This window comes from Micromonospora sp. WMMD714 (genome assembly GCF_029581315.1).
In the GTDB taxonomy this organism is placed as follows: domain Bacteria; phylum Actinomycetota; class Actinomycetes; order Mycobacteriales; family Micromonosporaceae; genus Micromonospora; species Micromonospora rifamycinica.
In genome coordinates, this window is the sequence record NZ_CP120744.1 from 352,072 (window position 1) to 376,157 (window position 24,086).

A 24,086-nucleotide genomic window follows, 5' to 3' on the forward strand; every position below is an offset into this window, starting at 1 on the left:
CGCCCGGACGGTGGGACTGGATCACCTCGGTTAGCCTGACGCCGACCCCACCCCGGTCGGGAGGACGGATGGACATGTTCGGTTACCGGCTCACCCAGTTGCTGGGCCACCTGCCCGTGCTGCTGACCCTGCTCGGCATCGTGGTGCTCGCCGCCACCGCCCGCCGCCGGCTGCCGGGCCGGGTCCGGTCGTTGCTGCTGGCCGGGGCCGTCATCCTGCTGTTGCTGGAGCTGCTCGGCGCCGCCTGGGTGACCGCCCTGCCGGAGCTGCTCCGGTCGCGCTCCCTCTCCGGCGGGATGCGGCAGTTCGAGCTGATGAACCTCACCGTCAACGTGGTCCGCTGGCTCGGCTACCCCGTCGGCCTGGGGCTCATCGCCGCCGCCGTGTTCGTCGGCCGCACCCCGACCCCCGTACCCGGCCGACCGTGGGGGGCCTGGACGCCGCCGCAGGTCGACCGCGCCGACTGAGTCCCGGCCGGCGGTCAGCGGGCGGGCAGCGGGTCGGTGCCGGTGACCGGGTCGGTGAGCGAGAGCCGGCGGGTCGCGATCCGCCAACCGACCGCGTACACCAGGGTGACCAGGCCGCAGCCGGCCAGCACCAGCCGCTCGTCCACCCGGTCGACCACGCCGGCGACCACCAGCTGGCTGACCGAGATCGCCAGGGTCGCCAGCATCATGTCGGTGGCGAACACCCGGCCCCGCAGCCGGTCGGGCACCTCACCCTGGAGCGCGAAGTTCGACAGCACCCAGTTGCTGCCACCGCCGAAGTGGGCCACGAAGACCAGCACCACCACCAGCGGAAACCAGGGCGTCACCGCCGCGCCCAGATAGGCCAGCCCGTACAGCGACATCGACAGCGCCAGACCGGGCAGCAGCCAGGCCCGGTTGGTCAGCACCCGACGCATCAGGATCGGCCCGACCAGCGCCCCCGCCCCGCGCGCCGCGAAGAGCAGCCCGGTGCCGACCGGACCCACCCCGTACAGGGCGGCCAGCAGGGGGAAGACGGTCAGCACGCCGTTGCCCAGCCCCACCGCCGACTTCACCGTGACCAGCGCCAGCACCCTCGGCCGGTGCCGGATGTGGCCCAACGCCTCGCCGATCGCCGCCCAGGTGCGCGGCATCGGCCGACCGGGTTCCCGGGCCGCCTGCAACGGGCGGCGGATCCGCGCGGCCAGGCCCGCCGCCAGCACCAGGCCGACCGCCCCCACCCAGAAGCAGGCGTACGGCCCGACCGCCGCGCTCAACACGCCGCCGAGGGACGCGCCGACCACCGTCATCGTCCCCCAGGCGGACCCGGCCACGGCGTTGCCCGCGGCCAGGTCGGCGGGGTCGAGCACGTTGGGCAGGGCGGCCTGCGCCGACGGCGAGTAGAACGCCTTGCCGACCGCCACCAGGCTGATCGCCACCATGGCCAGCCAGGCCGTACCGGCGCTCCGGACGCCGAGCAGCAGCAGCACGCCGAGCAGCGTCAGGCCGTTCGCGGCCATCATGACCTTCCGGCGGTCGAACCGGTCGGCGATGGTCCCGGTGTACGGCAGCAGCAACGCCAGCACCCCGGTGTCCAGCGCCAGCACCAGGGCACCCCACACCCCGCTGCCGGTCAGCTCCGGCAACAGCACCAGCAGCGGCACCATGACGAACCAGTCGGCACCGAAGACGACCAGCTCAGCCAGGAAGAGGTTGCGGAAGTCCCGGTTGCGGACCAGGACCGAGAGCGGAGACGACACGTGCCCGGACCCTACCCGCCCTGGCGGGGGGCAGTCGTGCGGCCCAGGAGCTGGGAGACCGTGACGAAGGTGTAGCCGCGGGACCGTAGCCCGGTGATCATCTCGCCCAGACCGCGCAACGCCACCTGCCGGTTCGCCGGGCCGGCGTCGTGGGCCAGCAGGATGGTGCCCGGCACCACGTCGGCCACGATCCGCCGGGCGTGTCCGGCCGGGTCGTCCGGGAACTCGCCCTCCACCATCTGCAACGACCAGAGCACGATGCGGTAGTCGAGGCGTACGGCGGCGTGCAGCACCCCACCGCCCAGGTGCCCGTACGGCGGCCGGGCCAGCCGGGGCGGCACCCCGGTGACCTCGGCGATGGCGTCGTGCGAGCGGCGCAGGTCGTCGTGCACGGCGGCGGCGGCCAGCCTGGCCAGGTCACGGTGCCGCCAACTGTGGTTGCCGACCTCGTGCCGGGCCAGCCGACCCCGGATCAGGTCGGCGTGCCGGCGTACCCGGCTACCGACCAGGAAGAAGGTCGCCGGCACCGCGTACCGGTCGAGGGTGTCCAGCACCGTCGGGGTCCACTGCGGCAGCGGCCCGTCGTCGAAGGTGAGCGCGACCAGCCGCTCGGTGGTCGGCACGTGCCAGACCACCTGGATCGCACCGGCGCCGACGTCCTGCCGCCGGTTGCCGACGGTGGCGCTGGCCGGGCCGGTGGACAACGGCAGGTGCCGGTCGGCGAGCCAGGTGCCCTGCGACATGCCGGCGGCCCCCAGGGCGACGCCCCCGGCCAGCAGCGCCCCACCACGCAGCACCCGTCGCCGGCCCCACCGTCCGCCGCCGGGACCGGCCGGCTCCGCCTCGGCTGCCATCACCCAGGGTGGGTCGGTGCTGACGGAAAGTCGATGCCCACGGGCTGACCGTACCCGTCGGTCGACCCGATGTCCCGGGCCCGACGCGACGCGCCCCCGGCCGGGGACACCCGGACCGGGGGCGCGGCACGCGCGACGGCGGAGGTTACTCGGCCGGCGGGAGCGGTGACCGGCGACTCTTCGGCAGCCGCAGCACCTCGAACTGGTCGGTGCCGTCCACCAGCGCCGCGGACGGGGTCGGGCGGCCCGGCGCCTCGGCCGACGCCCCGGCGGCCGGGGCACCCACCGGAACCGGGACCTCGGCGTCCCGGTCGTCGGGGGTGCCGGTCGGGTCACCGTCGGCGGGGGCGTCGCCCCGCCGGGCGGCCCGCCGCGCCCGCAGCGACTCCTTGGTGCGCTCCACCATCGTGTAGAGGGTCGGCACCAGGACCAGGGTGAGCAGGGTGGAGCTGAGCAGGCCGCCGATCACCACCACCGCGAGCGGCTGGGAGATGAAGCCGCCCTCCCCGGTGAGCCCGAGGGCCATCGGCAGCAACGCGAAGATGGTGGCCACCGCGGTCATCAGGATCGGCCGGAGCCGCCGCCGACCGCCCTCGACCACCGCCTCGGTGACGCCCATCCCCTGCGCCCGGTACTGGTTGACCAGGTCCAGCAGCACGATCGCGTTGGTCACCACGATGCCGACCAGCATGAGCACGCCGATCAGCGCGGGCACGCCCAACGGCGTCCCGGTGGCCAGCAGCAGACCGATCGCGCCGGTCGCCGCGAACGGGATGGAGATCAGCAGGATCAGCGCCTGGGTGATGCTCCGGAACGTCGCCACCATGATCAGGAAGACGATCGCGATCGCGGCCAGCACGGCCAGGCCCAGGTCACCGAAGGCGTCCTCCTGCTGGGCACTGGCCCCGCCCACGGCGACCGTCGCCCCCGGCACGTCCACGTCGGCCAGCCGCTTCTTGAGCTCCGCGGTGGTCGCGCCGAGGTTCGAGCCGGTGGCCGTCCCGGTCACCGACACGCTGCGCTCGCCGTCGATCCGGGTGACCTGCTGCGGCCCCTCGCCCCGGCTCACGTCGGCGATGTCGTCCAGCTTCACCGGACCCACCGGCAGCGCCCGCAACTGCTCCTCGGTCGTCGGCGGGGTGGCGGTGGTCCGCAGCACCACGTCCTGCTGACCGCCGTCGAGCGTCACCCGGCCCAGCGGACTGCCCCGGTACGCCTGCGACACGAGCTGCCCGACCGCCGCCTCACTGAGCCCCACCCGGGCCGCGGCCAACCGGTCGACGGTGACGTCGACCCGGGGCACCCGCTCGGAGAGGCTGGTGGCCACGTCCTCGACCCCGGAGATGCCGGCCATCGCGGCCCGGACCTGCTCGGCGGCCCGGTTCAGGGTGTCGGTGTCGGCGGCCTTGACCACCACCTCCAGCTGGTTGCCCGAGGTGGCGCCCTGCCCGGTGCCGAAGCTCAGCTCCCCGGCGGCGGCACCGAGCCGGTCGAACTCCCCGCGCAGGACCTGCCGCATCTCCTTGGCGTCGGTGTCACCGTCGAGCGCGACCGACCACTGGGCGGTGTTGTTGCCGCCGCCGGCCAGCCACGGCTGGTCGTTGCCGCCCGCGCTCACCTGGTACGACTCGACCCCGTCGGTACGCCCCAGCACCCCCTCCACCAGGCGGGCCGCCTGGTCGGTGGCGGCCAGCCCCGCCCCGGCCGGCAGCTTCTGGCTGATGTTGAGGGTGTCCTGGCCGGAGTCGTCCAGGAAGTTGGTCTCCAGCTTCTGGGCCAGCCCGAACGTGCCGAACAGCAGCAGGATGCCCACCGCCACGGTGATCCACCGGGTCCGGCGGCTGCGGGTGGCGAACCCGATCGCCGGCAGGTACGCCCGCTGCAACGGGCTGCGCAGCTCCTTGGCCTCGGCGGCCCGGCGCACCGCCTCGTCCGCCCCGTCACGCGGCGGCTTGAGGAACCAGTACGCCAGCACCGGGATCACCGTCAACGACACCAGCAGCGAGGCGAGCAGGGCAACCGTGACGGTGATCGCGAAGGGCGCGAAGAGCTGCCCGACGAAGCCACCCACCAGGGCGATCGGCGCGAACACCGCCACCGTGGTGAGCGTCGACGCGGTGACCGCCCCGGCCACCTCGCGGACGGCGGTGACGATGGCGTCCCGTTTCGGCTCGCCGTACTCCAGGTGGCGTTTGATGTTCTCCAACACCACGATCGAGTCGTCGACCACCCGCCCGACCGCGATGGTCAACGCGCCCAGGGTGAGCAGGTTGAGCGAGTAGTCGCCGATCCAGAGGGCGAGCAGCGCCACCACCACCGACAGCGGGATGGAGACCGCGGTGACCAGGGTGGAGCGGACCGAGAGCAGGAAGACCAGGATCACCACGACCGCCATCAGCAGGCCGAGCAGCCCCTCGGTGGTCAGGCTCTCGATCGACTTCTCCACGAACGGGGCCTGGTCGAACACGATGGTCAGCTCGGCGCCGGAGGCGGACCGCAGATCGTCGAGCCGGTCCCGGATCTCGTGCGAGACGCGTACGGCGTTGCCGTCCTGGGCCGCCGTGACCTGGATCCCGATGCTCTCCTTGCCGTTGGTGCGGGTGATCGCGGTGGCCGGGGCGAGCTGCTGCTCCACGGTCGCCACGTCGCCGAGCCGGACCGCCGGGGCCTTCGGCGCGGTCGGGGTGAGCGCGATGCCGCGCAACTCGTCGAGGGTGGTGACCGGTGCCCCCACCTGCACCGGCAGCGTGCTGGTGCCGTCGACGACCGCGCCGGCCGGGACGGCGATGCCGTTGGTCTTCAGCGCGGTGCTGATCGCGGTCGGGGTCAGCTTCGCGGCGGCGAACTTCGCCGGGTCCGGCACGATCGTCACGACCTGCTCGCGGGTGCCGGTCACGGCGACCGTGCGGACGCCGTCGATCCCCTCCAGCTCGGGTACGACGGTGGCGCGCAGCCGCTCGGCGAGCGCCCGCTCGTCACCGCCACCGGTGGCGGCCAGCACCACCGCCGGCAGGTCGTCGGTGCTGCCGGTGAGGACCTGCGGGTCGACGTCGGCCGGGAGCTGCGCGTCGACGCGGCTCAGCGCGGTCTGCATCTTGTTGGCCGCGTCGTCGATGTCGGTGCCGAAGGCGAACTCCACGGCGATCGTCGCCGACCCCTCGCGCGAGGTGGAGGTGACCTTCTCCAGCCCGGCGATGCCCTGGAGGCTGTTCTCGATCGGCTCGGTGACCTGCGCCTCGACGATCTCCGGCGACGCGCCCGGGTAGACCGCGACGACGAACGCCCCGGGGAACTCCAGCGACGGCAGGAGCTGCTGCTTGAGCGAGGGGACGGTGAACGCCCCGAACGCCGCGGTCACCACCGCGATGAGGGCGACGAGCCCCCGGTTGGCGAGGCTTGATCTGGCGAGCAGCGACATCGGCGTGGCTCACTCCTGGGAGAGGGGACAGGCGTAGGAAAGTCTGCCCGATCCGGTCTCCCCCACCCGTAACGGGGTGGTCACCGCCGGCCGGGTCGCTGGGACGGCACGCCGGCGGGCACCGCCGCCCGGGCCGGGACCGGGATCAGGCCAGGTCGAGGGAGCGGGCGGCGGTCAGGGCGTCGTTGGCGATGGTGATCGGGGCGGGCGCGGTGGAGATCGCCCATTCCGGGTCCTTCAGGCCGTGGCCGGTGACCGTGCAGACCACCGTCGCCCCGGCCGGCACCCGGCCCTCGGCCCCCTGCTGGAGCAGACCGGCCACGCTGGCCGCGCTGCCCAGCTCGACGAAGACCCCCACCTCCCGGGCCAGCAGCCGGTAGGCGGCGAGGATCTCCCGGTCGGTGACCGCGGCGATCAGCCCCTGCGAGGCGTCCCGGGCGTCAAGGGCCTTGGTCCAGCTCGCCGGGTTGCCGATCCGGATGGCGGTGGCGATGGTCGACGGCTCCGGCACCACCTGGCCGCTGACGATCGGGGCCGCCCCGGCGGCCTGGAAGCCGTACATCCTCGGGGCGCGGGTGGCGTTGCCGGCCCGCAGGTCCTCCGAGTAGCCCATCCAGTAGGCGGAGATGTTGCCGGCGTTGCCGACCGGCAGGCAGTGGATGTCGGGGGCGTCACCGAGCGCCTCGACGATCTCGAAGGCGGCCGTCTTCTGGCCGTGCAGCCGGTCCGGGTTGACCGAGTTGACCAGGGCCACCGGGAAGTCCTGGGCGAGCTTCGAGGCCAGCGCGAGGCAGTCGTCGAAGTTGCCCTGCACCTGGAGCAGCTTGGCCCCGTGCACCAGCGCCTGGGCCAGCTTGCCCAGCGCGATCTTGCCCTGCGGCACCAGCACCGCGCAGGTGATCCCGGCGCGGGCCGCGTACGCGGCGGCGGAGGCGCTGGTGTTGCCGGTGGAGGCACAGATGATCGCCTTGTCGCCGGCCTCGACGGCCTTGGAGACGGCGACCGTCATGCCCCGGTCCTTGAACGAGCCGGTCGGGTTGGCCCCCTCGACCTTCAGGTAGACGTCCGCGCCGAGCCGGGCGGAGAGCGCCGGCGCGGGCAGCAGCGGGGTGTTCCCCTCGTGCAGGGTGACCACGGGCGTGGCGTCGGTGACCGGCAGCCGGTCCCGGTAGGTCTCGATCAGGCCCCGCCACATGTCGCTCTCCTCGCCTCTGCCGCCCCGGCCGTGCCGGAGCCCCTGCCAGCCTGGACCAGCCTCGCCGACCGGGCGCCGGCACACCCACTGATAACCATCAGGCGAGACGCCGGGTCACGCCCCGCCCTCGACCCGCAGCACGCTGGCCACCGAGCGGACGATGTCCAGCCCGCGCAGCTCCCGTACCGTCGCGGCGAGCGCGGCGTCCGGGGCGACGTGGGTGACGATCACCAGGTCGGCGTCCTCGCCCCGCCCCGCCGGGCCGCCACCGGCCGGCCCCTGCCGGACGGTGGCGATGGAGACGTCGTGCCGGGCGAACACCCCGGCCACCGCCTGGAGCACACCCGGGCGGTCGACCACGTCGAGGCTGATGTGGTAGCGGGTCAGCGCCTCGCCCATCGGCCGGACCGACAGGTCGGCGTAGGCGGACTCGCTGGCCGCGTACGCCCCGGCGAGCCGGTTGCGGGCCACCGCCACCACGTCGCCGAGGACCGCGCTGGCGGTCGGCGCCCCACCGGCCCCCCGGCCGTAGAACATCAACTGCCCGGCCGCCTCGGCCTCGACGAAGACCGCGTTGAACGCGTCGCCGACGCTGGCCAGCGGGTGGGTCAGCGGGATCATCGCGGGGTGCACCCGGACGCTGACCGTCTCCCCACCGGCCGCGTCGGTGCCCCGGGCGGCGATGCAGAGCAGCTTGATGGTGCAGCCCATCGCCTTGGCGCTGGCCATGTCGGCGACGGTGACCTCGGTGATGCCCTCGCGGTGCACGTCGGCGGCGGTGACCCGGGTGTGGAAGGCGAGCGAGGCCAGGATGGCGGCCTTGGCGGCGGCGTCGAAGCCCTCCACGTCGGCGGTCGGGTCGGCCTCGGCGTACCCCAGCTCGGTCGCCTCGTCCAGCGCCTCGGCGAAGCCGGCGCCGGTGGCGTCCATCGCGGAGAGGATGAAGTTGGTGGTGCCGTTGACGATGCCGGTGACCCGGTTGATCCGGTCGCCGTGCAGCGACTCGCGCAGCGGGCGCAGCAGCGGGATCGCCCCGGCCACGGACGCCTCGTAGTAGAGGTCGGCCCCGCCCTCGGCCGCCGCGTCGTGCAGGGCCGCGCCGTCCTCGGCGAGCAGCGCCTTGTTGGCGGTGACCACGCTCTTGCCGGCGCGCAGCGCCTCCACCAGCCAGCTCCGCGCCGGTTCGATGCCGCCGACCACCTCGACGACCACGTCCACGTCGTCGCGTTTGATCAGGCCGAGCGGGTCGGTGGTGAACAGCGCCGGGTCGACGGGGAGGTCACCCCGGTCCCGGCCGACCCGGCGGACGGCGATGCCGGCGATCTCCAACGGAGCGCCGATCCGGGCGGCCAGGTCGGCGGCCTGGGTGTGCAGCAGCCGGACCACCTCGCTGCCCACCGTTCCGCAACCGAGCAGGGCCAAGCGCACAGGTGACGTCATCCCACATCCAAGGCGAGCAGGTCTTCTTCGGTTTCCCGTCGAACGATCAGCCGGGCTCGGCCGTCACGCACCGCGACCACCGGGGGGCGGGGCACATGGTTGTAGTTGCTGGCCATGCTGCGGCAGTACGCCCCCGTGCCGGGGACCGCGACAAGATCTCCGGGCTGCACGTCGGCGGGCAGGAATTCATCCTTCACCACGATGTCCCCGGACTCACAGTGCTTTCCCACCACGCGGGCCAGCAGCGGCTCGGCGGTCGAGGCCCGGTCGGCCAGCGTCGCCGAGTAGGACGCGTCGTAGAGGGCGGTCCGGATGTTGTCGCTCATCCCGCCGTCCACGCTGACGTACGTCCGCAGCCCGTCGACGTCCTTGACGGTGCCGACCGTGTACAGGGTGAACACGGCGGGACCGACGATGGCCCGGCCCGGCTCGATCGACAGGTGCGGGACGGCCAGGTTCTCCGCCGCGCACTCCGAGTCGACGATCTTGCGGAGCCGCTTGGCCAGCTCGTCCGGGGTGGCCGGGTCGTCCTGGGTGGTGTACGCGATGCCGAAGCCGCCGCCCAGGTCCAGCTCGGGCAGCTCCACCCCGCGCGCGTCGCGGATCTGCGCCTGCAGGGCGAGCACCCGGCGGGCGGAGACCTCGAAACCGCTGGTGTCGAAGATCTGCGAGCCGATGTGCGAGTGCAGCCCGCGCAGGTCCAGCACGCCCTCGTCGAGGACCGTGAAGGCGGCCGCGGCGGCGGCCCCGCCGGCCAGCGAGAAGCCGAACTTCTGGTCCTCGTGGGCGGTGGCGATGAACTCGTGGGTGTGCGCCTCCACCCCGACGGTGACCCGGATCAGCACGCCGGGGCGGACCCCGCGCTCCCGGGCCAGCGCGGTCAGCCGGTCGATCTCGGTGAACGAGTCGAGGATGATCCGGCCCACCCCGGCGTCCAGCGCCCGGGTCAGCTCGGCGACCGACTTGTTGTTGCCGTGGAAGCCGATCCGCTCCGCCGGCATCCCGGCCGACAGCGCGGTGGCCAGCTCGCCGCCGGAGCAGACGTCCAGGTGCAGCCCCTCCTCGGCGATCATCCGGACCACCGCCCGGCAGAGGAACGCCTTCCCGGCGTAGTAGACGTCCACGTCGGGGAAGGCGGCCCGGAAGTCCCGGGCGCGCGAGCGCAGGTCGTCCTCGTCGAGGACGTACGCCGGGGTGCCGTACCCGGCGGCCAGCTCGCGCACGTCGAGCCCCGCGACGGTCAGCGCGCCGTCCGCGCCGCGCTCCACCTGGCGCGGCCAGAGCTGCGGGACCAGGGTGTTGACGTCGGCCGGGGGCCGCAGCCAGCCCGGCCCCCGGTCCCCGATGTCGCCGTGCATCGCACCGGCTTCGTGGGCGCGCATCAGCGACCGCCGCCCCGGGGCCGCGGCGACCGCCGGCCTGCGCCGACCTGTCGACGCAGGCCCGTTCCTCGGGTACGCATCAGGGCTACATCCTCTCCGGGGCGGAGACGCCGAGCAGGCGCAGCCCGTTGGCGATCACCGTGCGGGTGGCGTCGTTGAGCCAGAGCCGGGCCCGGTGCAGGTCGGTGACCTCCTCGTCGCCGCGCGGCAGGATCCGGCAGTTGTCGTAGAACCGGTGGTACGCCCCGGCCAGGTCCTCCAGGTAGCGGGCCACCCGGTGCGGCTCGCGCAGCTCGGCGGCGGCGGCGACCACGGCGGGGAATTCGGCGAGCGCCTTGAGCAGCTCGTTCTCCTTGTCGTGGTCGAGCAGCCCGGGGTCGAAGCCGGCCCCGTCGCCCCGGCCCAGGCCGACCTCGGCGGCGTTGCGGCCGACGCTGGCCGTCCGGGCCGCGACGTACTGCACGTAGTAGACCGGGTTGTCGCGGGTGGCCCGGGTCCACAGCTCCACGTCGATGTCGATCGGCGAGTCGCTGGAGTAGCGGGCCAGCGCGTAGCGGGCCGCGTCCACCCCGATCGCCTCGACCAGGTCCTCCAGGGTGACCACGGTGCCGGCCCGCTTGCTCATCCGCACCGGGACGCCGTCGCGGACCAGGTTGACCAGCTGGCCGATGAGGATCTCCAGGTTGACCGCCGGGTCGTCGCCGAAGCAGGCGGACATCGCCCTCATCCGGCCGAGGTAGCCGTGGTGGTCGGCGCCCAGCATGATCACGACCCGCTCGAAGCCGCGCTCCCGCTTGTCCAGGTAGTAGGCGCAGTCGGCGGCGAAGTACGTCCACTCGCCGTTGGACTTGCGCAGCACCCGGTCCTTGTCGTCACCGAAGTCAGTGGTGCGCAGCCAGGTCGCGCCGTCGGCCTCGTACAGGTGGCCCTGCGCCCCGAGCCGGGCCAGGGCGAGGTCCAGCTCGCCCCGGTCGTGCAGGTCCTTCTCGTTGAAGTAGGTGTCGAACTCCACCCCGAAGCCGCGCAACGAGGACTTGATCTCGGCGAACATCAGCGTGACGCCCTCGACCCGGAACACCTCCTGGGCCTCGCCGTCGGGCAGGTCGAGCACGTCCGGCCGGACCGCCCGGACCTGCTCGGCGATCTCGGCGATGTACGCCCCGCCGTAGCCGTCCTCGGGGGCCGGCTCGCCCTTCGCCGCGCACAGCAGCGACCGGGCGAACCGGTCGATCTGCGACCCGGCGTCGTTGAAGTAGTACTCGGTGCCGACGTCCGCGCCGGCGGCCCGCAGCAGCCGGCTGAGCGCGTCACCGACGGCGGCCCAGCGGACCCCGCCGATGTGCACCGGGCCGGTCGGGTTCGCCGAGACGAACTCCAGGTTGATCCGCTGGCCGGCGAGCCGGTCGCTGCGGCCGTACTCCTCGCCGGCCTCGACGATCACCCGGGCCAGCTGGCCGGCGGCGGCGGCGTCGAGCCGGATGTTGAGGAACCCCGGGCCGGCGATCTCCACCGACTTGACCCCGGCCGCCCGGCCGAGCTGCCCGGCCAGCGCGGCGGCCAGCTCCCGGGGCGGGACGCCGACCTTCTTGCTGAGCTGGAGGGCCAGCGTCGAGGCGTAGTCGCCGTGGTCGGGGTTACGCGGTCGCTCCACCGTCGTACGCCCCGGAAGCGCGGCGGGGTCGAGCCCGCGCTCGGTGAAAACGGCGTGGGCTGCGGAGAGGACGACCTCGGCGAGTTCTGCGGGAGTCACCGAACCATGTTATCGGGGGTAGACTCGGGCACTCGGCGGCGACCCTGAGCGTCACCCGGCCCGCCAGATCCCCTGACCGACCGACCTGACGAGGCACGATGAGCATCAGCACCCCGGGCGGCCCTGAGCGCCGTCCGACCGTGGTCAGCACCGGCAAGAAGCCGGCGGCGGGCCGGCCCGCGTCCGGCGCCAAGCCCGGGGCAGCCAAGTCCGCCGCACCCCGGCAGACGTCGGGCGGCAAGGGCCCCCGCAAGCCGATCACCCCGGTGAAGGTCAGCCAGGGCCGTTCCTGGGGTCCGATCGCCCTGTTCGTCGCCGTGGGTGTGCTCGCCGTCTCGATCATCGGCTACGGCGCGTACGCGGCCTTCCAGGGTTCCAAGTCCTGGGAGCAGCGGGCCGCCGACATCGACGGCATCGTCGACTTCCGGGAGAAGGACCCCAAGCTCGTCCAGGGCGGTCAGCACCAGCAGGGCGCGATCAAGTACGACGTCCTCCCGCCGGTCGCCGGCCCGCACAACCCGGCCTGGCAGAACTGCATGGGTGACGTCTACGACGCCCCGATCGCCAACGAGCACGCGGTGCACAGCCTGGAGCACGGCACCGTCTGGGTCACCTACCGCCCCGACCTGCCGGCCGACCAGGTCAGCAAGCTCCGGAGCAAGGTGCAGGGTGTGGAGAAGGCGATGCTCAGCCCGTTCGAGGGGCTGGACAAGCCGATCTCGCTCCAGGCGTGGGGCTACCAGCTCAAGGTCGACAACGCCGACGACAGCCGGATCGACGAGTTCATCAAGACGCTGCGGGTGAACGCCTCGGTCGAGGGTCCGAACGCCAACTGCGGCCAGGGCATCACGGCCACCGGCACGGCCCCGCGCGACAACGTCCCGCAGCAACAGCAGCAGCCCCCCACCCAGTGAGGACGTGGCGATGACCGCCTCCGTGACGACCAGCACCCCGTCGGCCGAGCCCTCGGTCACCGGTTCCGGTGACCGGCGGCCCGCCGGCCGCTACGGCGTGCTCGCCCTGGCCGCCGCCGTCGTGGTCGGCCTCCTCCTCGGGTACGCGGGCGGCCTGCTGACCCCGACGTTGACCCGGCCGGGCGACGACTCCGCGGAGGCGGGCTTCGCCCGGGACATGACCACCCACCACGCCCAGGCGGTGGAGATGGGGCTGATCGCCTTCGACCGGGGCACCGACCCGGAGGTACGCCAGATCGGTGGCGACATCGCCACCGGCCAGCAGGGCGAGATCGGTACCATGCAGACCTGGCTGCGGTCGTGGGGGCTCGACCCGACCGGCGACCAGCCCCGGATGGCCTGGATGCCGGACGGCACCGGCAAGATCGAAAACGGTCTGATGCCGGGCATGGCGACCCCGGAGGAGATGGCGAAGCTGCGCGTTGCCCAGGGGCGCGAGCTGGACGTCCTCTTCCTCCAGATGATGATCAAGCACCACCTCGGCGGCATCCACATGATCCAGGGCATCCTCGACGCCGGTGGCGACGACGACGTCCGCACGGTGGCGCAGACCATGAAGAACACCCAGCAGACCGACCTGACCAACCTGCAGAACGCCCTGAAGCGCCTGGGCGGCTGACCCACTCCCGCGCGCCGGCAGGCCCGCGTCCCGCTCCGGCGGACGCGGGCCTGCGCGCGTCCGCGGGCCTGCCCCAGACCTTCCCCGCGCCCCCCGGGAGTCGGCACGCCCACCCTGACACCTTATGAGAGTTATGGGCGTTTTGCGTTTTTCGCGCGTCGCGCACCTTTGAAGACCTAAGAGACTTTTCTACCTACATATCGTGACCAGTTGTGATTCGTGCTCGTTGCGCAGGACGTGGGGGTTGCACTCAGAGACGCGCGGCGCTCGGTCACCAGTTGGTGCCGACGCCACACCATCGGCGGTGACGGAGCGGTGGCAGCCGCCCGTCGCGGACACCGGCAGGGCGAGTCGGGAGCGCTCAGCCGGGAACAGGAACTCGAACTGATCGACGTGCTGCGGGGCGTCCACCCCGACGACTTCGGGCTGGACGAGGAGCTGTGGACGCGGCAGAGCCTGGCCGCGCTGATCCAGCGCCGCTTCGACCTGACGATCGACGCCGGCACGGTCGGGGCGTACCTGCGGGCCTGGGGGCTCGGCCCCCGGGAGCCGCGCGAACGGGCCTGCGGGCTCTGCGTCGGCGCGGTCGAACGCTGGGTACGCGGCGAGTACCCGGCCATCACCCGGGCCGCCCAGGAACACGACGCGGAGGTCTACTGGATCGGCCGGGTACGGCTGCGGGGCACCATGCCGGCCGCCGAGGTCGTCTCGGCGGTGTCGTCCCGGGGCCGGGTCCGGTTCATGGTGACCACGCCGAGCGTGGACCCGCCGCTGCCCCGCGACTTCGTGTTCCGGCTCAGCGGCGCCGACCAGCACCCGGTGCACCTGATCGTGGACGGCTCCTGGCCCCGCAACGAATGGCCGCGCCGGCTCCCCCGGCGCATCGCCCTGCACCCGCTGCCGAGCTGCGGTCGCGCCCTGGCCGCCGCCTGACCAGCCGGGCCGGCTGCCGGTGGCGCTCCGCCGCCGCCGGTCGTCGCGGTCGGCCCCGACCTGCCCGCTGCCATGATCACGCAGGTCAGCGGGGTGCGCCGGTGGGGGCCGGGTGGCGATTCGGTGATCCCGGAGGGGTTTGCTACTCTTCTCAGGTCGCTGAGCCCCCGTAGCTCAGGGGATAGAGCACCGCCCTCCGGAGGCGGGGGCGCAGGTTCGAATCCTGCCGGGGGCACCACGGACGACCAGCACGAGAAGGCCGCTGACCAGGGGAAACCCGATCAGCGGCCTTCGTCGTATGTCCGGCCGTCAGCCGCCGGCAGGCGGCAGGACCCTCAGCGGCCGGGCGGCAGGCGGGGCAGGACCGTCGGCGGCCGGGCGGCGGGCCGTCAGTGGCCGGTCTCGCGGCGGGCCTTGGCGCGGCGTTTCCCCTCGTGCATCGCCTGCACCCGGGGCACCGGGATGGTGCGTCCCTCGGCCACCAGGTCGGCCGGGAGCCGCTGCGGCGCGGGCATCGCCCCGGCCCACGGATCCCGGTCGTCGAGCAACGCGGGGACGGTCCGTACGGTGAAGTCGCCGGGGGTGACGGTGTCGAGGTCGTCCCAGGCAACCGGGAACGACACCGGCAGCCCGGGGCGTAGCCGGGGGCTGTACGCGGCCACCACGGTCGCCCCGCCGGACCGGGTCGGGTCGACGAACACCCGCCCACCCCGGTCCTCGCGGATGAACGCCGTGGTGGCGGATTCCGGATCGAGGCGTTCGGTGTGCAGGGCGAGCGCCCGGGTGGCGGCGGCCACCTCCTCGGCGGTGGTGTCCGGGTACACCGGGACGAAGATGTGCAGCCCCTTGCCGCCGCTGGTCTTCACCGCGCCGGCCAGCCCGACGTCGGCGAGTGCCCGGCGCACCGCCCCGGCGACCCGGGCCACCGCCGGGAAGGCGTCCCCCTCGGGCGGGTCGAGGTCGAGCACCAGATGGGTGGGTTGCTCCGGGTGGGTCGCGGTGACCAGCGCCGGGTGGTACTCGACGGCGCGCTGGTTGGCGAACCAGAGCAGGGTGCGCCGGTCGTCGCAGAGCGCGTACGACACCTGGCGGTGGGAGGTCTCGGCCCAGATCGCGGTGCGGCGTACCCATTCCGGGGTGTACGTCGGCAGGTTCTTCTGCATGAACGGCTCCTGCCCGCGCAGCAGCCGGACCACCGACAGCGGCCGGTCGCGCAGGCCGGGCAGGATGCGGTCGCGCACGGCGTCCAGATAGTCGACCAGGTCCCGCTTGGTCACCTCGCCCCCGGCGAGCAGGGGCTGACCCAGGTTGGTCAGGCCGACCCCGCCCCGCGTCTCCTGTACCCCGGCCATCCGTCCACCCTTCCGGCCGCACCGGCCCGGCGCAACCCCGACCCGGGCGACCCACGGATCCGTCGCCCCGACGTTCGTCTGTGACGATGGCACCGGCGGAAGGAGGAGCCTCGTGTCCCAGGAACACGGCGACGGCTGCGCCGACGCGGAAGCCAGCGGCGACGGCTGCGCCGTCGGCGGGCGGGAGGACGGCTGCACGCTGCGGGAGGCGCTGGACCGGGTGGGCGGCAAGTGGAGCATCGGCATCCTGCTGGCCGCCTCCCCGGGACCGGTTCGCTTCTCCGAGTTGGAGCGGCGGGTGGAGGGGATCAGCCGACGGATGCTCACCCTGACCCTGCGTAACCTGGAACGGGACGGACTGCTGCACCGCCGGGCCTATCCGACCGTGCCGCCGAAGGTCGAGTACCGGGCCACCCCGATGGCGATGGAGTTGTACGAGCCGCTGCTGGCCCTGACCGCCTGGGCGCAGCGGCACCGCGCGGCGATCAGCGAGGCACGGGCCACCTACGACCGCGGGCACGACCGGCCGTGAGGCCCGACCGACCGTCAGGCCCGACCGACCGTCAGGCCCGACCGACCGTCAGGCCCGACCGGCCGTCAGGCCCGACCGGCCGTCAGGCCCGACCGGCCGTGAGGTCCCAGCCGCGACTCCGGGAGGCCGGCGGTCCCCGGAGCACGGTGTACGGCGCGGACGGTCCACCGGGCGCGGAGGCGGGCCTGTGGTGAACGCCACCCTCTTTCTCTGACCGATCGGTCAGTGTCTGACCGATCGGTCAGGCATGCTGGAACGCATGATCCGACGCGCCCCCCGCACCCACGGCGAGATCCTCGCCGCGGCGGCCCGACGGTTCGCGGTGACCGGTTACAAGGGCACCTCGTTGCAGGACATCGCCCGCGAGGTGGGCTGTTCCAAGGCGGCGGTGCTCTACCACTTCGCCGGCAAGGAGACCCTGCTCGCCGAGCTGATGGCCGGGCCCATCTCGGCGCTCTGCGAGCTGGACGAGCGGATCTCGGCACTGTCCGGGGTGGCGGCGCAGCGGGCGGCGGCGGAGGGCTTCGTCGACCTCGCGGTGCGGTTCCGGGGCGAGATCACGCTGCTCCGCGGAGAGTTCCCGGAGCTGCTCGCCCAGCCCGCCTTCGCCCACATCCAGCGCATCTCGGAACGGCTGATCGAGGCGATGACCGGCCCCGACGGCGGGCAGGACGCGCGGGTCGCCGCGCTGGTGCTGCTCGCCGGCATCGCCGAGGGGTGCGGCGCGTTCGCCGACATCCCCGACGACGAACTGCGTCCCGCCCTGCTGGCCGTCGCCCAGCGGGTCCTCGTGACTCCCGCACCGCCGCCACCACCGCCAACTCCCGACCACCAACACCAGGATTGAGGACAAGGATCTGATGGCGACCCTGCTGTACCGGCTAGGCCGGGCATCGTTGCGCCGCCGGCGACTCGTCGTCGCCGTCTGGCTCGTCGTACTCGTCGGCCTCGGCATCGCCGCCGCCACCCTCAAGGGGCCGACGGCCAGCAACTTCACCATGCCCGGCACCGAGTCGCAGCAGGCGCTGGACCTGCTCGCCGAGCGGTTCCCGGCGGCCAGCGGCGCCACCGGCACCATCGCGGTGAAGGCCCCGGCGGATGGCCAGCTGACCACCCCCGAGGGGCAGGCCGTGGTCAAGGAGGTCGTCCAGGAGGCGGCGACGCTGCCCGGCGTCGTCGGCGCGGTCGACCCGTACCAGTCCCAGGCGATCACCCCCAACGGCCGGTTCGCGCTGATCCAGGTGCAGTTCGCCACCGGCGGCGACGACGTCACCGCCGACCAGCGCGAGGCGTACGAGAAGGTCGGCGCGAAGGCCGAGGCGCAGGGCTGGCAGATCGCCCCCGGCGGTGAGGTGCTCAACGCCGAGCCGGAGGTCGGCTCGACCGAGGCGCTGGGTGTGCTGGTCGCCGCGATCGTCCTGATCATCACCTTCGGCTCGCTGGTCGCCGCCGGAATGACCATGCTGAACGCGCTGATCGGCGTCGGGGTCGGCATGGCCGGGCTGTTCGCCCTCAGCGGCGCGGTGGAGCTGACCAGCACCGCGCCCATCCTGGCCCTGATGCTGGGTCTGGCGGTCGGCATCGACTACTCGCTGTTCATCACCTCCCGGCACCGGCAGCACCTGCTCGAAGGACTCACCCCCGAGGAGGCGGTCGGCCGGGCCGTCGGCACCGCCGGTTCCGCCGTCCTCTTCGCCGGCGCCACCGTGGTCATCGCGCTCGCCGGCCTCGCCGTCGTCGGCATCCCGTTCCTCACCGTGATGGGTCTGGCCGCCGCCGGCACGGTCAGCGTGGCGGTGCTGGTGGCGGTCACCCTGGCTCCGGCGCTCCTCGGTTTCGCCGGCCGCCGGGTGCTCCCCCGCAAGCTGCGCAGGGCCGGGGACGCGCCCGCCGCCGGGGCGACCGAGACCACCGGGGCGACCGAGGTCACCGAGGCGACCGGGGCCGCCCACCGGGCCGCGCCGGCAGCCGAGGACCGCTCCGGTTTCGGTTTCCGCTGGGCGCACTGGGTGACCCGGCTGCGCATCCCGGTCATCCTGGTCGGCCTGCTCGGCCTGGGGCTGCTCGCCCTACCGGCCCAGGACATGCGGATCGCCCTGCCGGACGCCAGCACCGCCCCGGTGGGCAGCCCGGCCCGGACCAGCGCCGACCTGATCCGGGAGGGCTTCGGTCCGGGGTTCACCGGCCGGCTCGCCGTGGTGGTCACCTCGGATTCCCCGCAGGACACCGCGACCGCGGTGCCGCAGGTCACGGCGCTGGTCCAGCGTACCGAAGGGGTGTTGGCGGTGGCTCCGCCGCAGCTCGACCCGTCCGGGCGCACGGCGCTGATCGGGGTGATCCCGAAGAGCGGTCCGACCGACGCCGCCACCGAGACCCTGGTCCACGACATCCGGGACCGGGTGGGCTCGGTCGGTAACGCCGAGGTGCTGCTGACCGGTGTGACCGCGATCGGCATCGACGTGTCCGAGAAGCTCGCCGACGCGATGCCGGTCTACCTGCTGCTGGTGGTGGGGTTGTCGATCCTGCTGCTGATGCTGGTCTTCCGGTCGATCCTGGTGCCGGTGAAGGCCGCCCTGGGCTTCCTGCTCACCGTCGCCGCCACCTTCGGCATCACCGTCGCGGTGTTCCAGCAGGGCCACCTGGCCAGCCTGGTCGGCCTGGACAGCCCGGCCCCGCTGATCAGCTTCCTGCCGATCCTGCTGATCGGCATCCTGTTCGGCCTGGCCATGGACTACGAGGTCTTCCTGGTCTCCCGGATGCGGGAGGACTTCGTGCACGGGGACACCGCCCGGCAGGCCACCATCAACGGGATGGGGCACGGCGCGCGGGTGGTCACCGCCGCCGCGCTGATCATGATGTCGGTCTTCGGCGGCTTCGTGTTCCTCGACGACCCGGTGATCAAGTCGATGGGCTTCGCGCTGGCGGTCGGTGTCGCCATCGACGCCTTCGTGGTCCGGATGACCATCGTGCCCGCGGTGATGTCGCTGCTCAACACCCGGGCCTGGTGGCTCCCCCGCTGGCTCGACCGGGCCCTGCCCAACGTCGACATCGAGGGCGAGGGCCTCCGCGCCCACCTCGACAAGCACCCCGTCAACGCCTAACCCCCACCCCCACCCCTGTCGATCATGGGGTTGTGGTGCCGGACAATGGTGGCAGAAACCCACCGACCGGGCACCACAACCCCATGATCCACCAGCAGGGTGGGGTCCGGGCAGCAGGGTGGGGGCGGTGTGTGGGGTGGGTCAGAGGCCGGAGGGGTAGGTTTCCAGCTCGCCGACGGTGGTCATGGCGGGGAGCGGGTGCAGGGCGGTGGAGTCGTCGCACCAGACGAAGGCGTCGTAGCGATCGGCCAGCCGGGTGGGCACGTAGTTGCCCCAGCGCTCGGCGGCCGGGTCGTAGACCACCCCGATGGCCCGGTGGTCGGCCACACCGGTGAACCAGGCGGGCTGGTCGGCGCCCCCGAAGACGAGCACCGCCCGCTCCGGCAGCAACTCGTGCAGCCGGTGTTCCACCGAACCCTCCCGGGCCGGCGGCACCGTCATCACCTCGGCCGGTGAACCCCAGTGCGGGGCCGCGATCACCGTCCCCCGGTAGCCGCCGAGGCCGATCAACGCCACCGCGTCCCGGCCCCACCGCTCCCGGGCCAGCTGCCCGATGTTGACCATCCCGTCGCCGGCCATGTCGGTGGCGCGGGCGTCCCCGATGTGGGTGTTGTGCGCCCAGACGATCCCACGTGCTCCCGGGCCGTAGCGGTCCAGCAACCGGTCCAGGGTGTCCGCCATGTGGATGTCCCGCACGTTCCAGGAATCCGGCCCGCCGTGCACCATCGCCCGGTAGTACCGTTCCGCACCGGCCACCACCTCCGCGTTCTGCCAGGCCGCGAAGGCCTCCGGGCCGTCCGAGAGGACATGCGCCCGGGTACGCGCCAGCAGCCGGACCACCTCCTCCTCGCAGCGCGCCGAGACGAACCGGCTGGCCGCGCCGTAATCCTCGACCCGCCCGCCGTACGGCTCGAAGCACCGGTACGCGTCCTGCGCCGCCTCCATCGCGGCCGGGTCCTCCTCGCCGAGATAGTCGAAGATCGCCTGCATGGACTCCCCGAGGCTGTAGACGTCCAGCCCGTGGAAGCCGGTCCGCTCCCCCTCGGGACGTTGCAGGTTCCACGCCCGCAGCCAGCGGCAGAACCGGTCCACCTCGGCGTTGGCCCACATCCAGGTCGGCCACCGGGTGAAACACCCCAGTGCGGTACGCGGGTCCGGTGCCCCGCCGGGTGCGCCGACCACCGACCGGTGCACCCGGTCACAGGCCGGCCAGTCCCCCTCCACCGCCACGAAGTCGAACCCCTGCTCGGCGACCAGCCGCCGGGTGAGCTGCTCGCGTAACCGGTAGTAGTCGTGGCTGCCGTGCGTCGCCTCGCCGATCATGACCACACGGGCGTTCCGGACCCGGCTCAGCAGCGGGTCGAAGTCGCCCGGCGTACCGAGCCGCTGTACCAGCATGGGCGGGGCTACCCGGCAGCGTCGGCGGACAAACGCCGCCCGGACCGGACCGTCCCGCCGCCCCGGACGATCCCGACCCCGCCGCCCGACCCGGAGGTCCCGCCCGAACCGCCGCCCCGACCCGGACGGTCCCGACCCGGGCCGCCCGATCCCGGTCCGGGCCGCCCATTCCCGTGCCGTTCGGTGTCGGCGGTGTGGCGGCGGCCGGAACGGGTAGCCGGACGGTCATGAGCGGCACCGGGATGCGGTTGCAGGAGTACCTGGCCGGCCTCGACTATCCGGTCTCCCGGGAGGACCTGGTCCGCTGGGGGCAGGAGAACGGCGCGAGCACCGAACTGCTCCAGGCGCTGCGTACCCTGCCCGTCGAGCGGTTCGACGACCCGGCCGCGCTGCACGAGGCCCTCGGCACCCTCACCTGACCACGGACGACCGGGAGGCGGACAGCGCGGGCGGCCGGTGGGCGGGGCGACCCGGTCGGCGGCACCGACCTCGGCGGGCCGGGTCAGACGGCGACGGTGCGGGCCTCGGCGCGGGCGGTCTCCGCCGCCGCCAGGACGGCCACCACCTCCCGGCCGAACCGGACGTCGCACCGGTGGTCCCGGGTACCCGCGTCGACCTGTGCCATGAGCTGGTCGACAGCGGTGCCGAACGCGGTCAGCGCGCTGCCGTCGCCCGGTGGGACGGAACTGGTGCCGTTCTCGCCGTAGAAGGTGTAGTCCCGGGTGACCGCCGCCGGTGGCGCGTCCAGGGTCAGCGACAGTGCGCTGGTCGCACCGCCGTCGTGGGTGAGCAGCAGGTGCACCAGGCCCCGGGGGCCGTCCACCGCCGCCACCCGGGTGACCCGGCCGAGCACCGGCAGGACGATCGACAACGCGTGCGGGCCGAGGTCCCACAGCGCGCCCTGCTCCCGCCGCCAGGCGGAGTCGGCGTACGGATTGCCGGGCTGGTAGATCGAGGCGAGCTGGACGGCCCGGGCGTGCTGCCAGCCGCCGGCCGCGGCGGTGGCGGCGAGAAAGGCGTCGATGTTGGGCAGGAACCGCTGGGTGAAGAAGACGACCGAGGCCACCCCGGCGGCCTGCGCGGCGGCGACGACCCGGTCGGCGTCGGCGGTCGCCAGCGCCAGGGGCTTGTCCAACAGCAGGTGCCGGCCTGCGGTGGCGGCCCGGACGGCGATCTCGGCCTGTACTTCCGGGGGCAGCGCCACGGCCACCGCGTCGCAGACGTCGAGCAGCGCGTCGACCTCGTCGAACGCCGGTACGCCGTGCCGGGCGGCCAACGCCGCGGCCCGTTCCGGGTTGCGCCCCCAGACGCCCACCACCTCGGCGCGCGGATGCGCGGCCAGCCCGGCGCCGTGCGTCTGCGCCGCCCAGTGACCGGTGCCGAACAGGCCGAACCGCAGCACGAGGAACCCCCGGTGTCGTCGTCGGCCACGGGAGCCCGTGGCCGACGCCCACGCTAGTCGCCCGCCCAGCGGGCCGCAGCGATGCACGCCGCACCACGGGCCGCAGCGATGCACGCCGCCCAGGGGACCGAAGCGATGCACGCCGCCCAGCGGGCCGCAGCCGACGCGCCGTACCGCAGGCCGCAGCCGACATGGCCGTCCGGGCGTGCCGTGGCGGTCAGTAGGCTGTGCCGGTGAACGACACACCCATCGGACGTCCGCGATGACCGGTGCGGCGTCGGCCGGTTCGCCGGTGGACGGCGTCCCCGCCACGGTGACGATCGTCCTGTCGCTCGTACTCGCGCTCTGGGCTCTGGTGGCGGCGGTCCGGCACCGGCCGCCGGACCTCGCGCAGTCCGTCGGCCTGGGCCTGCTGGAGGTGGCGCTGCTGGTGCTGACCGTGCTGGCCCTGGTCGCCGTCGCCGGGGGTGAGCGGGCCGGCGAGCCGGGCGCGTTCTTCGGATACCTGGTGACGCTGGTCTGCCTGCCTCCGCTGGCCTGGGTGCTGGCCCGGATGGAGCCGACCCGGTGGGGGTCGGCGATCGTCTGCGCGGTCTGCCTGGTCCTGCCGGTGGTCGTGGTCCGGCTGCAACAGACCTGGGAGGTCGCCGGTGGCTGACACCCGCGCGACGCACCCCGCCACCAACGCGGGACCGGGCCGGCTGCTGATCGCCGTCTACATCCTGTTCGCCATCGCCGCCACCTCCCGGGCCGGGCTGCAGATCGCCACGAAGTTCGACGAGGCGCCGGTGGCGTACCTGCTCTCGGCGATGGCTGCGGTGATCTACATCGTGGCGGCGGTCGGGCTGGCCCGCGCCGGGCACGCCGGCCGCCGGGTCGCGCTGGTCTGCTGCTCGGTGGAGCTGGTGGGGGTGGTCGGCGTCGGAGTACTCAGCCTGGTCGACGCCGAACTCTTCCCCGACGAGACGGTCTGGTCCGGCTTCGGCAGCGGGTACGGCTACATTCCGCTGGTGTTGCCGGTGCTGGGGCTGCTCTGGCTCTGGCGTACCCGCGCCGCCACCCGCCCCCACGCCTGAGGCCCCCGGGGCGGCAGGCGGCAGGCGGCAGGCGGCAGGCGGGATGGTCAGTCCTTCGGCCCGCCGGCGACGTAGATGACCTGCCCGGAGACGAAGGACGCGCCCTCGCTGGCCAGGAACGAGATGGTGTGCGCGACGTCCTCCGGTCGGCCGGGGCGGCGGACCGGGATCTCGGCGGCGGCGTGCTTCTGGAGGGCGTCGAAGTCGACCTTCATCCGGGCGGCGGTGGCGGCGGTCATGTCGGTGACGATGAAGCCGGGGGCGACCGCGTTGACGGTGACCCCGAACGGCCCCAGCTCGATGGCGAGGGTCTTGGTGAAGCCCTGGAGGCCCGCCTTCGCCGCCGCGTAGTTGGCCTGGCCCCGGTTGCCCAGCGCGGAGGTGCTGGAAAGGTTGACGATCCGGCCGTACTTCTGCTCGACCATGTGCCGCTGGGTGGCCTGGCTGAACAGGAACGCACCGCGCAGGTGCACGCCCAGCACGGTGTCCCAGTCGGCGTCGGTCATCTTGAACAGCAGGTTGTCCCGCAGCACCCCGGCATTGTTGACGAGCACGGTCGGCTCGCCCAGCTCGCTGGCGACCCGCGCGACGGCGGCCTCCACCTGTGCCCGGTCGGCGACGTCGGCGCCGACCCCGAGCGCCCGGCCGCCCGCGGCGGTGATCGCGTCCACCGTCTGCCCGGTCGCCGACTCCTCGATGTCGACCACGGCGACCGCCATGCCGTCGGCGGCCAACCGCCGGGCGGTGGCCGCGCCGATGCCGCGCGCGGCTCCGGTCACGATGGCGACGCGGGTCTCCTCCGACACGATTACCTCCCGGTAACTTGTGGCTCGATCGGAGGAGCTTAACGCAACGGTGGCCCGGACGGACCCGTCGCCGGCCGGCGACGCTGCCGGCCGGCGACGGGTGCGGGTCAGTGGTGGCGGGTCAGTGC

The 24,086-nt window shown here is 73.5% G+C and carries 21 protein-coding genes and 1 tRNA gene; 11 read left to right on the top strand and 11 right to left on the bottom strand.

All coding sequences use genetic code 11. From position 1 onward, the window contains the following. Nucleotides 1–68: 68 nt before the first annotated feature. Nucleotides 69–467 (top strand): hypothetical protein, encoded by a 399-nt coding sequence (locus tag O7625_RS01585; protein ID WP_282343755.1) that lies wholly within the window; start codon nt 69–71, stop codon nt 465–467. Nucleotides 468–481: 14 nt separating this feature from the next. Here O7625_RS01585 and O7625_RS01590 read toward each other — a convergent pair whose 3' ends face one another. The 7 genes from O7625_RS01590 to argS form a co-directional block, all read right to left on the bottom strand. Next, nucleotides 482–1,726 carry an MFS transporter gene (locus tag O7625_RS01590; RefSeq protein WP_282343757.1) on the bottom strand — a complete coding sequence of 415 codons (1,245 nt, stop codon included), beginning with the start codon at nt 1,724–1,726 and terminating at the stop codon, nt 482–484. A gap of 11 nt (nt 1,727–1,737) precedes the next feature. Continuing rightward, nucleotides 1,738–2,580 carry a polysaccharide deacetylase family protein gene (locus tag O7625_RS01595; RefSeq protein WP_282343759.1) on the bottom strand — a complete coding sequence of 281 codons (843 nt, stop codon included), beginning with the start codon at nt 2,578–2,580 and terminating at the stop codon, nt 1,738–1,740. A 145-nt stretch (nt 2,581–2,725) separates the two neighbouring features. Beyond that, nucleotides 2,726–5,998: an efflux RND transporter permease subunit gene (locus tag O7625_RS01600; protein ID WP_282343761.1), complete on the bottom strand. Its 3,273-nt coding sequence runs from the start codon at nt 5,996–5,998 to the stop codon at nt 2,726–2,728. A 145-nt stretch (nt 5,999–6,143) separates the two neighbouring features. Continuing rightward, the gene (gene thrC, locus O7625_RS01605; RefSeq protein ID WP_282343763.1) at nt 6,144–7,193 is read right to left on the bottom strand and encodes a threonine synthase; all 1,050 of its coding nucleotides are present in this window, start codon (nt 7,191–7,193) and stop codon (nt 6,144–6,146) included. A 114-nt stretch (nt 7,194–7,307) separates the two neighbouring features. Next, on the bottom strand, nt 7,308–8,621 hold the full coding sequence (locus O7625_RS01610) for a homoserine dehydrogenase (protein ID WP_282274040.1): 1,314 nt from the start codon (nt 8,619–8,621) through the stop codon (nt 7,308–7,310). Nucleotides 8,622–8,629: 8 nt separating this feature from the next. Next, nucleotides 8,630–10,015 carry a diaminopimelate decarboxylase gene (lysA, locus tag O7625_RS01615; RefSeq protein ID WP_282343765.1) on the bottom strand — a complete coding sequence of 462 codons (1,386 nt, stop codon included), beginning with the start codon at nt 10,013–10,015 and terminating at the stop codon, nt 8,630–8,632. Nucleotides 10,016–10,100: 85 nt separating this feature from the next. Beyond that, complete coding sequence (argS, locus tag O7625_RS01620; protein ID WP_282343767.1) at nt 10,101–11,765, bottom strand: arginine--tRNA ligase; 1,665 nt, start codon at nt 11,763–11,765, stop codon at nt 10,101–10,103. A gap of 98 nt (nt 11,766–11,863) precedes the next feature. Here argS and O7625_RS01625 point away from each other — a divergent pair, with 98 nt between their 5' ends. From O7625_RS01625 to O7625_RS01640, 4 genes are all read left to right on the top strand, one after another. Further along, nucleotides 11,864–12,679 (top strand): DUF3105 domain-containing protein, encoded by an 816-nt coding sequence (locus O7625_RS01625; RefSeq protein ID WP_067313545.1) that lies wholly within the window; start codon nt 11,864–11,866, stop codon nt 12,677–12,679. Nucleotides 12,680–12,689: 10 nt separating this feature from the next. Continuing rightward, the gene (locus O7625_RS01630; protein WP_282343770.1) at nt 12,690–13,358 is read left to right on the top strand and encodes a DUF305 domain-containing protein; all 669 of its coding nucleotides are present in this window, start codon (nt 12,690–12,692) and stop codon (nt 13,356–13,358) included. A gap of 237 nt (nt 13,359–13,595) precedes the next feature. Next, a complete protein-coding gene (locus tag O7625_RS01635) occupies nt 13,596–14,291 on the top strand; it encodes a winged helix-turn-helix domain-containing protein (protein WP_282346774.1) in 696 nt (231 codons plus the stop codon). A gap of 163 nt (nt 14,292–14,454) precedes the next feature. Further along, nucleotides 14,455–14,529, top strand: a tRNA-Arg gene (locus O7625_RS01640). A 151-nt stretch (nt 14,530–14,680) separates the two neighbouring features. On the opposite strand, the gene ligD is transcribed toward O7625_RS01640, so the two are convergent. Next, on the bottom strand, nt 14,681–15,643 hold the full coding sequence (gene ligD, locus O7625_RS01645; RefSeq protein WP_282343772.1) for a non-homologous end-joining DNA ligase: 963 nt from the start codon (nt 15,641–15,643) through the stop codon (nt 14,681–14,683). A 199-nt stretch (nt 15,644–15,842) separates the two neighbouring features. On the opposite strand from ligD, the gene O7625_RS01650 reads away from it, so the two are divergent. From O7625_RS01650 to O7625_RS01660, 3 genes are all read left to right on the top strand, one after another. After that, complete coding sequence (locus O7625_RS01650; protein ID WP_067310269.1) at nt 15,843–16,175, top strand: helix-turn-helix domain-containing protein; 333 nt, start codon at nt 15,843–15,845, stop codon at nt 16,173–16,175. Nucleotides 16,176–16,434: 259 nt separating this feature from the next. Next, nucleotides 16,435–17,022, top strand: coding sequence for a TetR/AcrR family transcriptional regulator (locus O7625_RS01655; protein WP_282343774.1), 588 nt, complete (start codon nt 16,435–16,437; stop codon nt 17,020–17,022). A 13-nt stretch (nt 17,023–17,035) separates the two neighbouring features. Continuing rightward, complete coding sequence (locus O7625_RS01660) at nt 17,036–19,276, top strand: MMPL family transporter (RefSeq protein WP_282343777.1); 2,241 nt, start codon at nt 17,036–17,038, stop codon at nt 19,274–19,276. A gap of 141 nt (nt 19,277–19,417) precedes the next feature. Here the strand turns inward: O7625_RS01660 and O7625_RS01665 are convergent, their stop codons facing one another. Further along, the gene (locus O7625_RS01665; RefSeq protein WP_282343779.1) at nt 19,418–20,674 is read right to left on the bottom strand and encodes an erythromycin esterase family protein; all 1,257 of its coding nucleotides are present in this window, start codon (nt 20,672–20,674) and stop codon (nt 19,418–19,420) included. 227 nt (nt 20,675–20,901) lie between these two features. Here O7625_RS01665 and O7625_RS01670 point away from each other — a divergent pair, with 227 nt between their 5' ends. Then, complete coding sequence (locus O7625_RS01670; RefSeq protein ID WP_067310263.1) at nt 20,902–21,093, top strand: DUF2795 domain-containing protein; 192 nt, start codon at nt 20,902–20,904, stop codon at nt 21,091–21,093. Between the two features lie 83 nt (nt 21,094–21,176). Here the strand turns inward: O7625_RS01670 and O7625_RS01675 are convergent, their stop codons facing one another. Then, nucleotides 21,177–22,076 carry a Gfo/Idh/MocA family oxidoreductase gene (locus O7625_RS01675; RefSeq protein WP_282343782.1) on the bottom strand — a complete coding sequence of 300 codons (900 nt, stop codon included), beginning with the start codon at nt 22,074–22,076 and terminating at the stop codon, nt 21,177–21,179. 262 nt (nt 22,077–22,338) lie between these two features. Between O7625_RS01675 and O7625_RS01680 the strand changes: the two genes are divergently transcribed. Together O7625_RS01680 and O7625_RS01685 are read left to right on the top strand one after the other, a co-directional pair. Then, nucleotides 22,339–22,734 (top strand): hypothetical protein, encoded by a 396-nt coding sequence (locus tag O7625_RS01680; RefSeq protein WP_067310233.1) that lies wholly within the window; start codon nt 22,339–22,341, stop codon nt 22,732–22,734. After that, nucleotides 22,727–23,152 carry a hypothetical protein gene (locus O7625_RS01685; protein WP_282343784.1) on the top strand — a complete coding sequence of 142 codons (426 nt, stop codon included), beginning with the start codon at nt 22,727–22,729 and terminating at the stop codon, nt 23,150–23,152. The genes O7625_RS01680 and O7625_RS01685 overlap by 8 nt, the downstream gene beginning before the upstream one ends. A 47-nt stretch (nt 23,153–23,199) precedes the next feature. On the opposite strand, the gene fabG is transcribed toward O7625_RS01685, so the two are convergent. Then, on the bottom strand, nt 23,200–23,958 hold the full coding sequence (fabG, locus tag O7625_RS01690; protein ID WP_282343786.1) for a 3-oxoacyl-ACP reductase FabG: 759 nt from the start codon (nt 23,956–23,958) through the stop codon (nt 23,200–23,202). Nucleotides 23,959–24,086 lie beyond the last annotated feature (128 nt).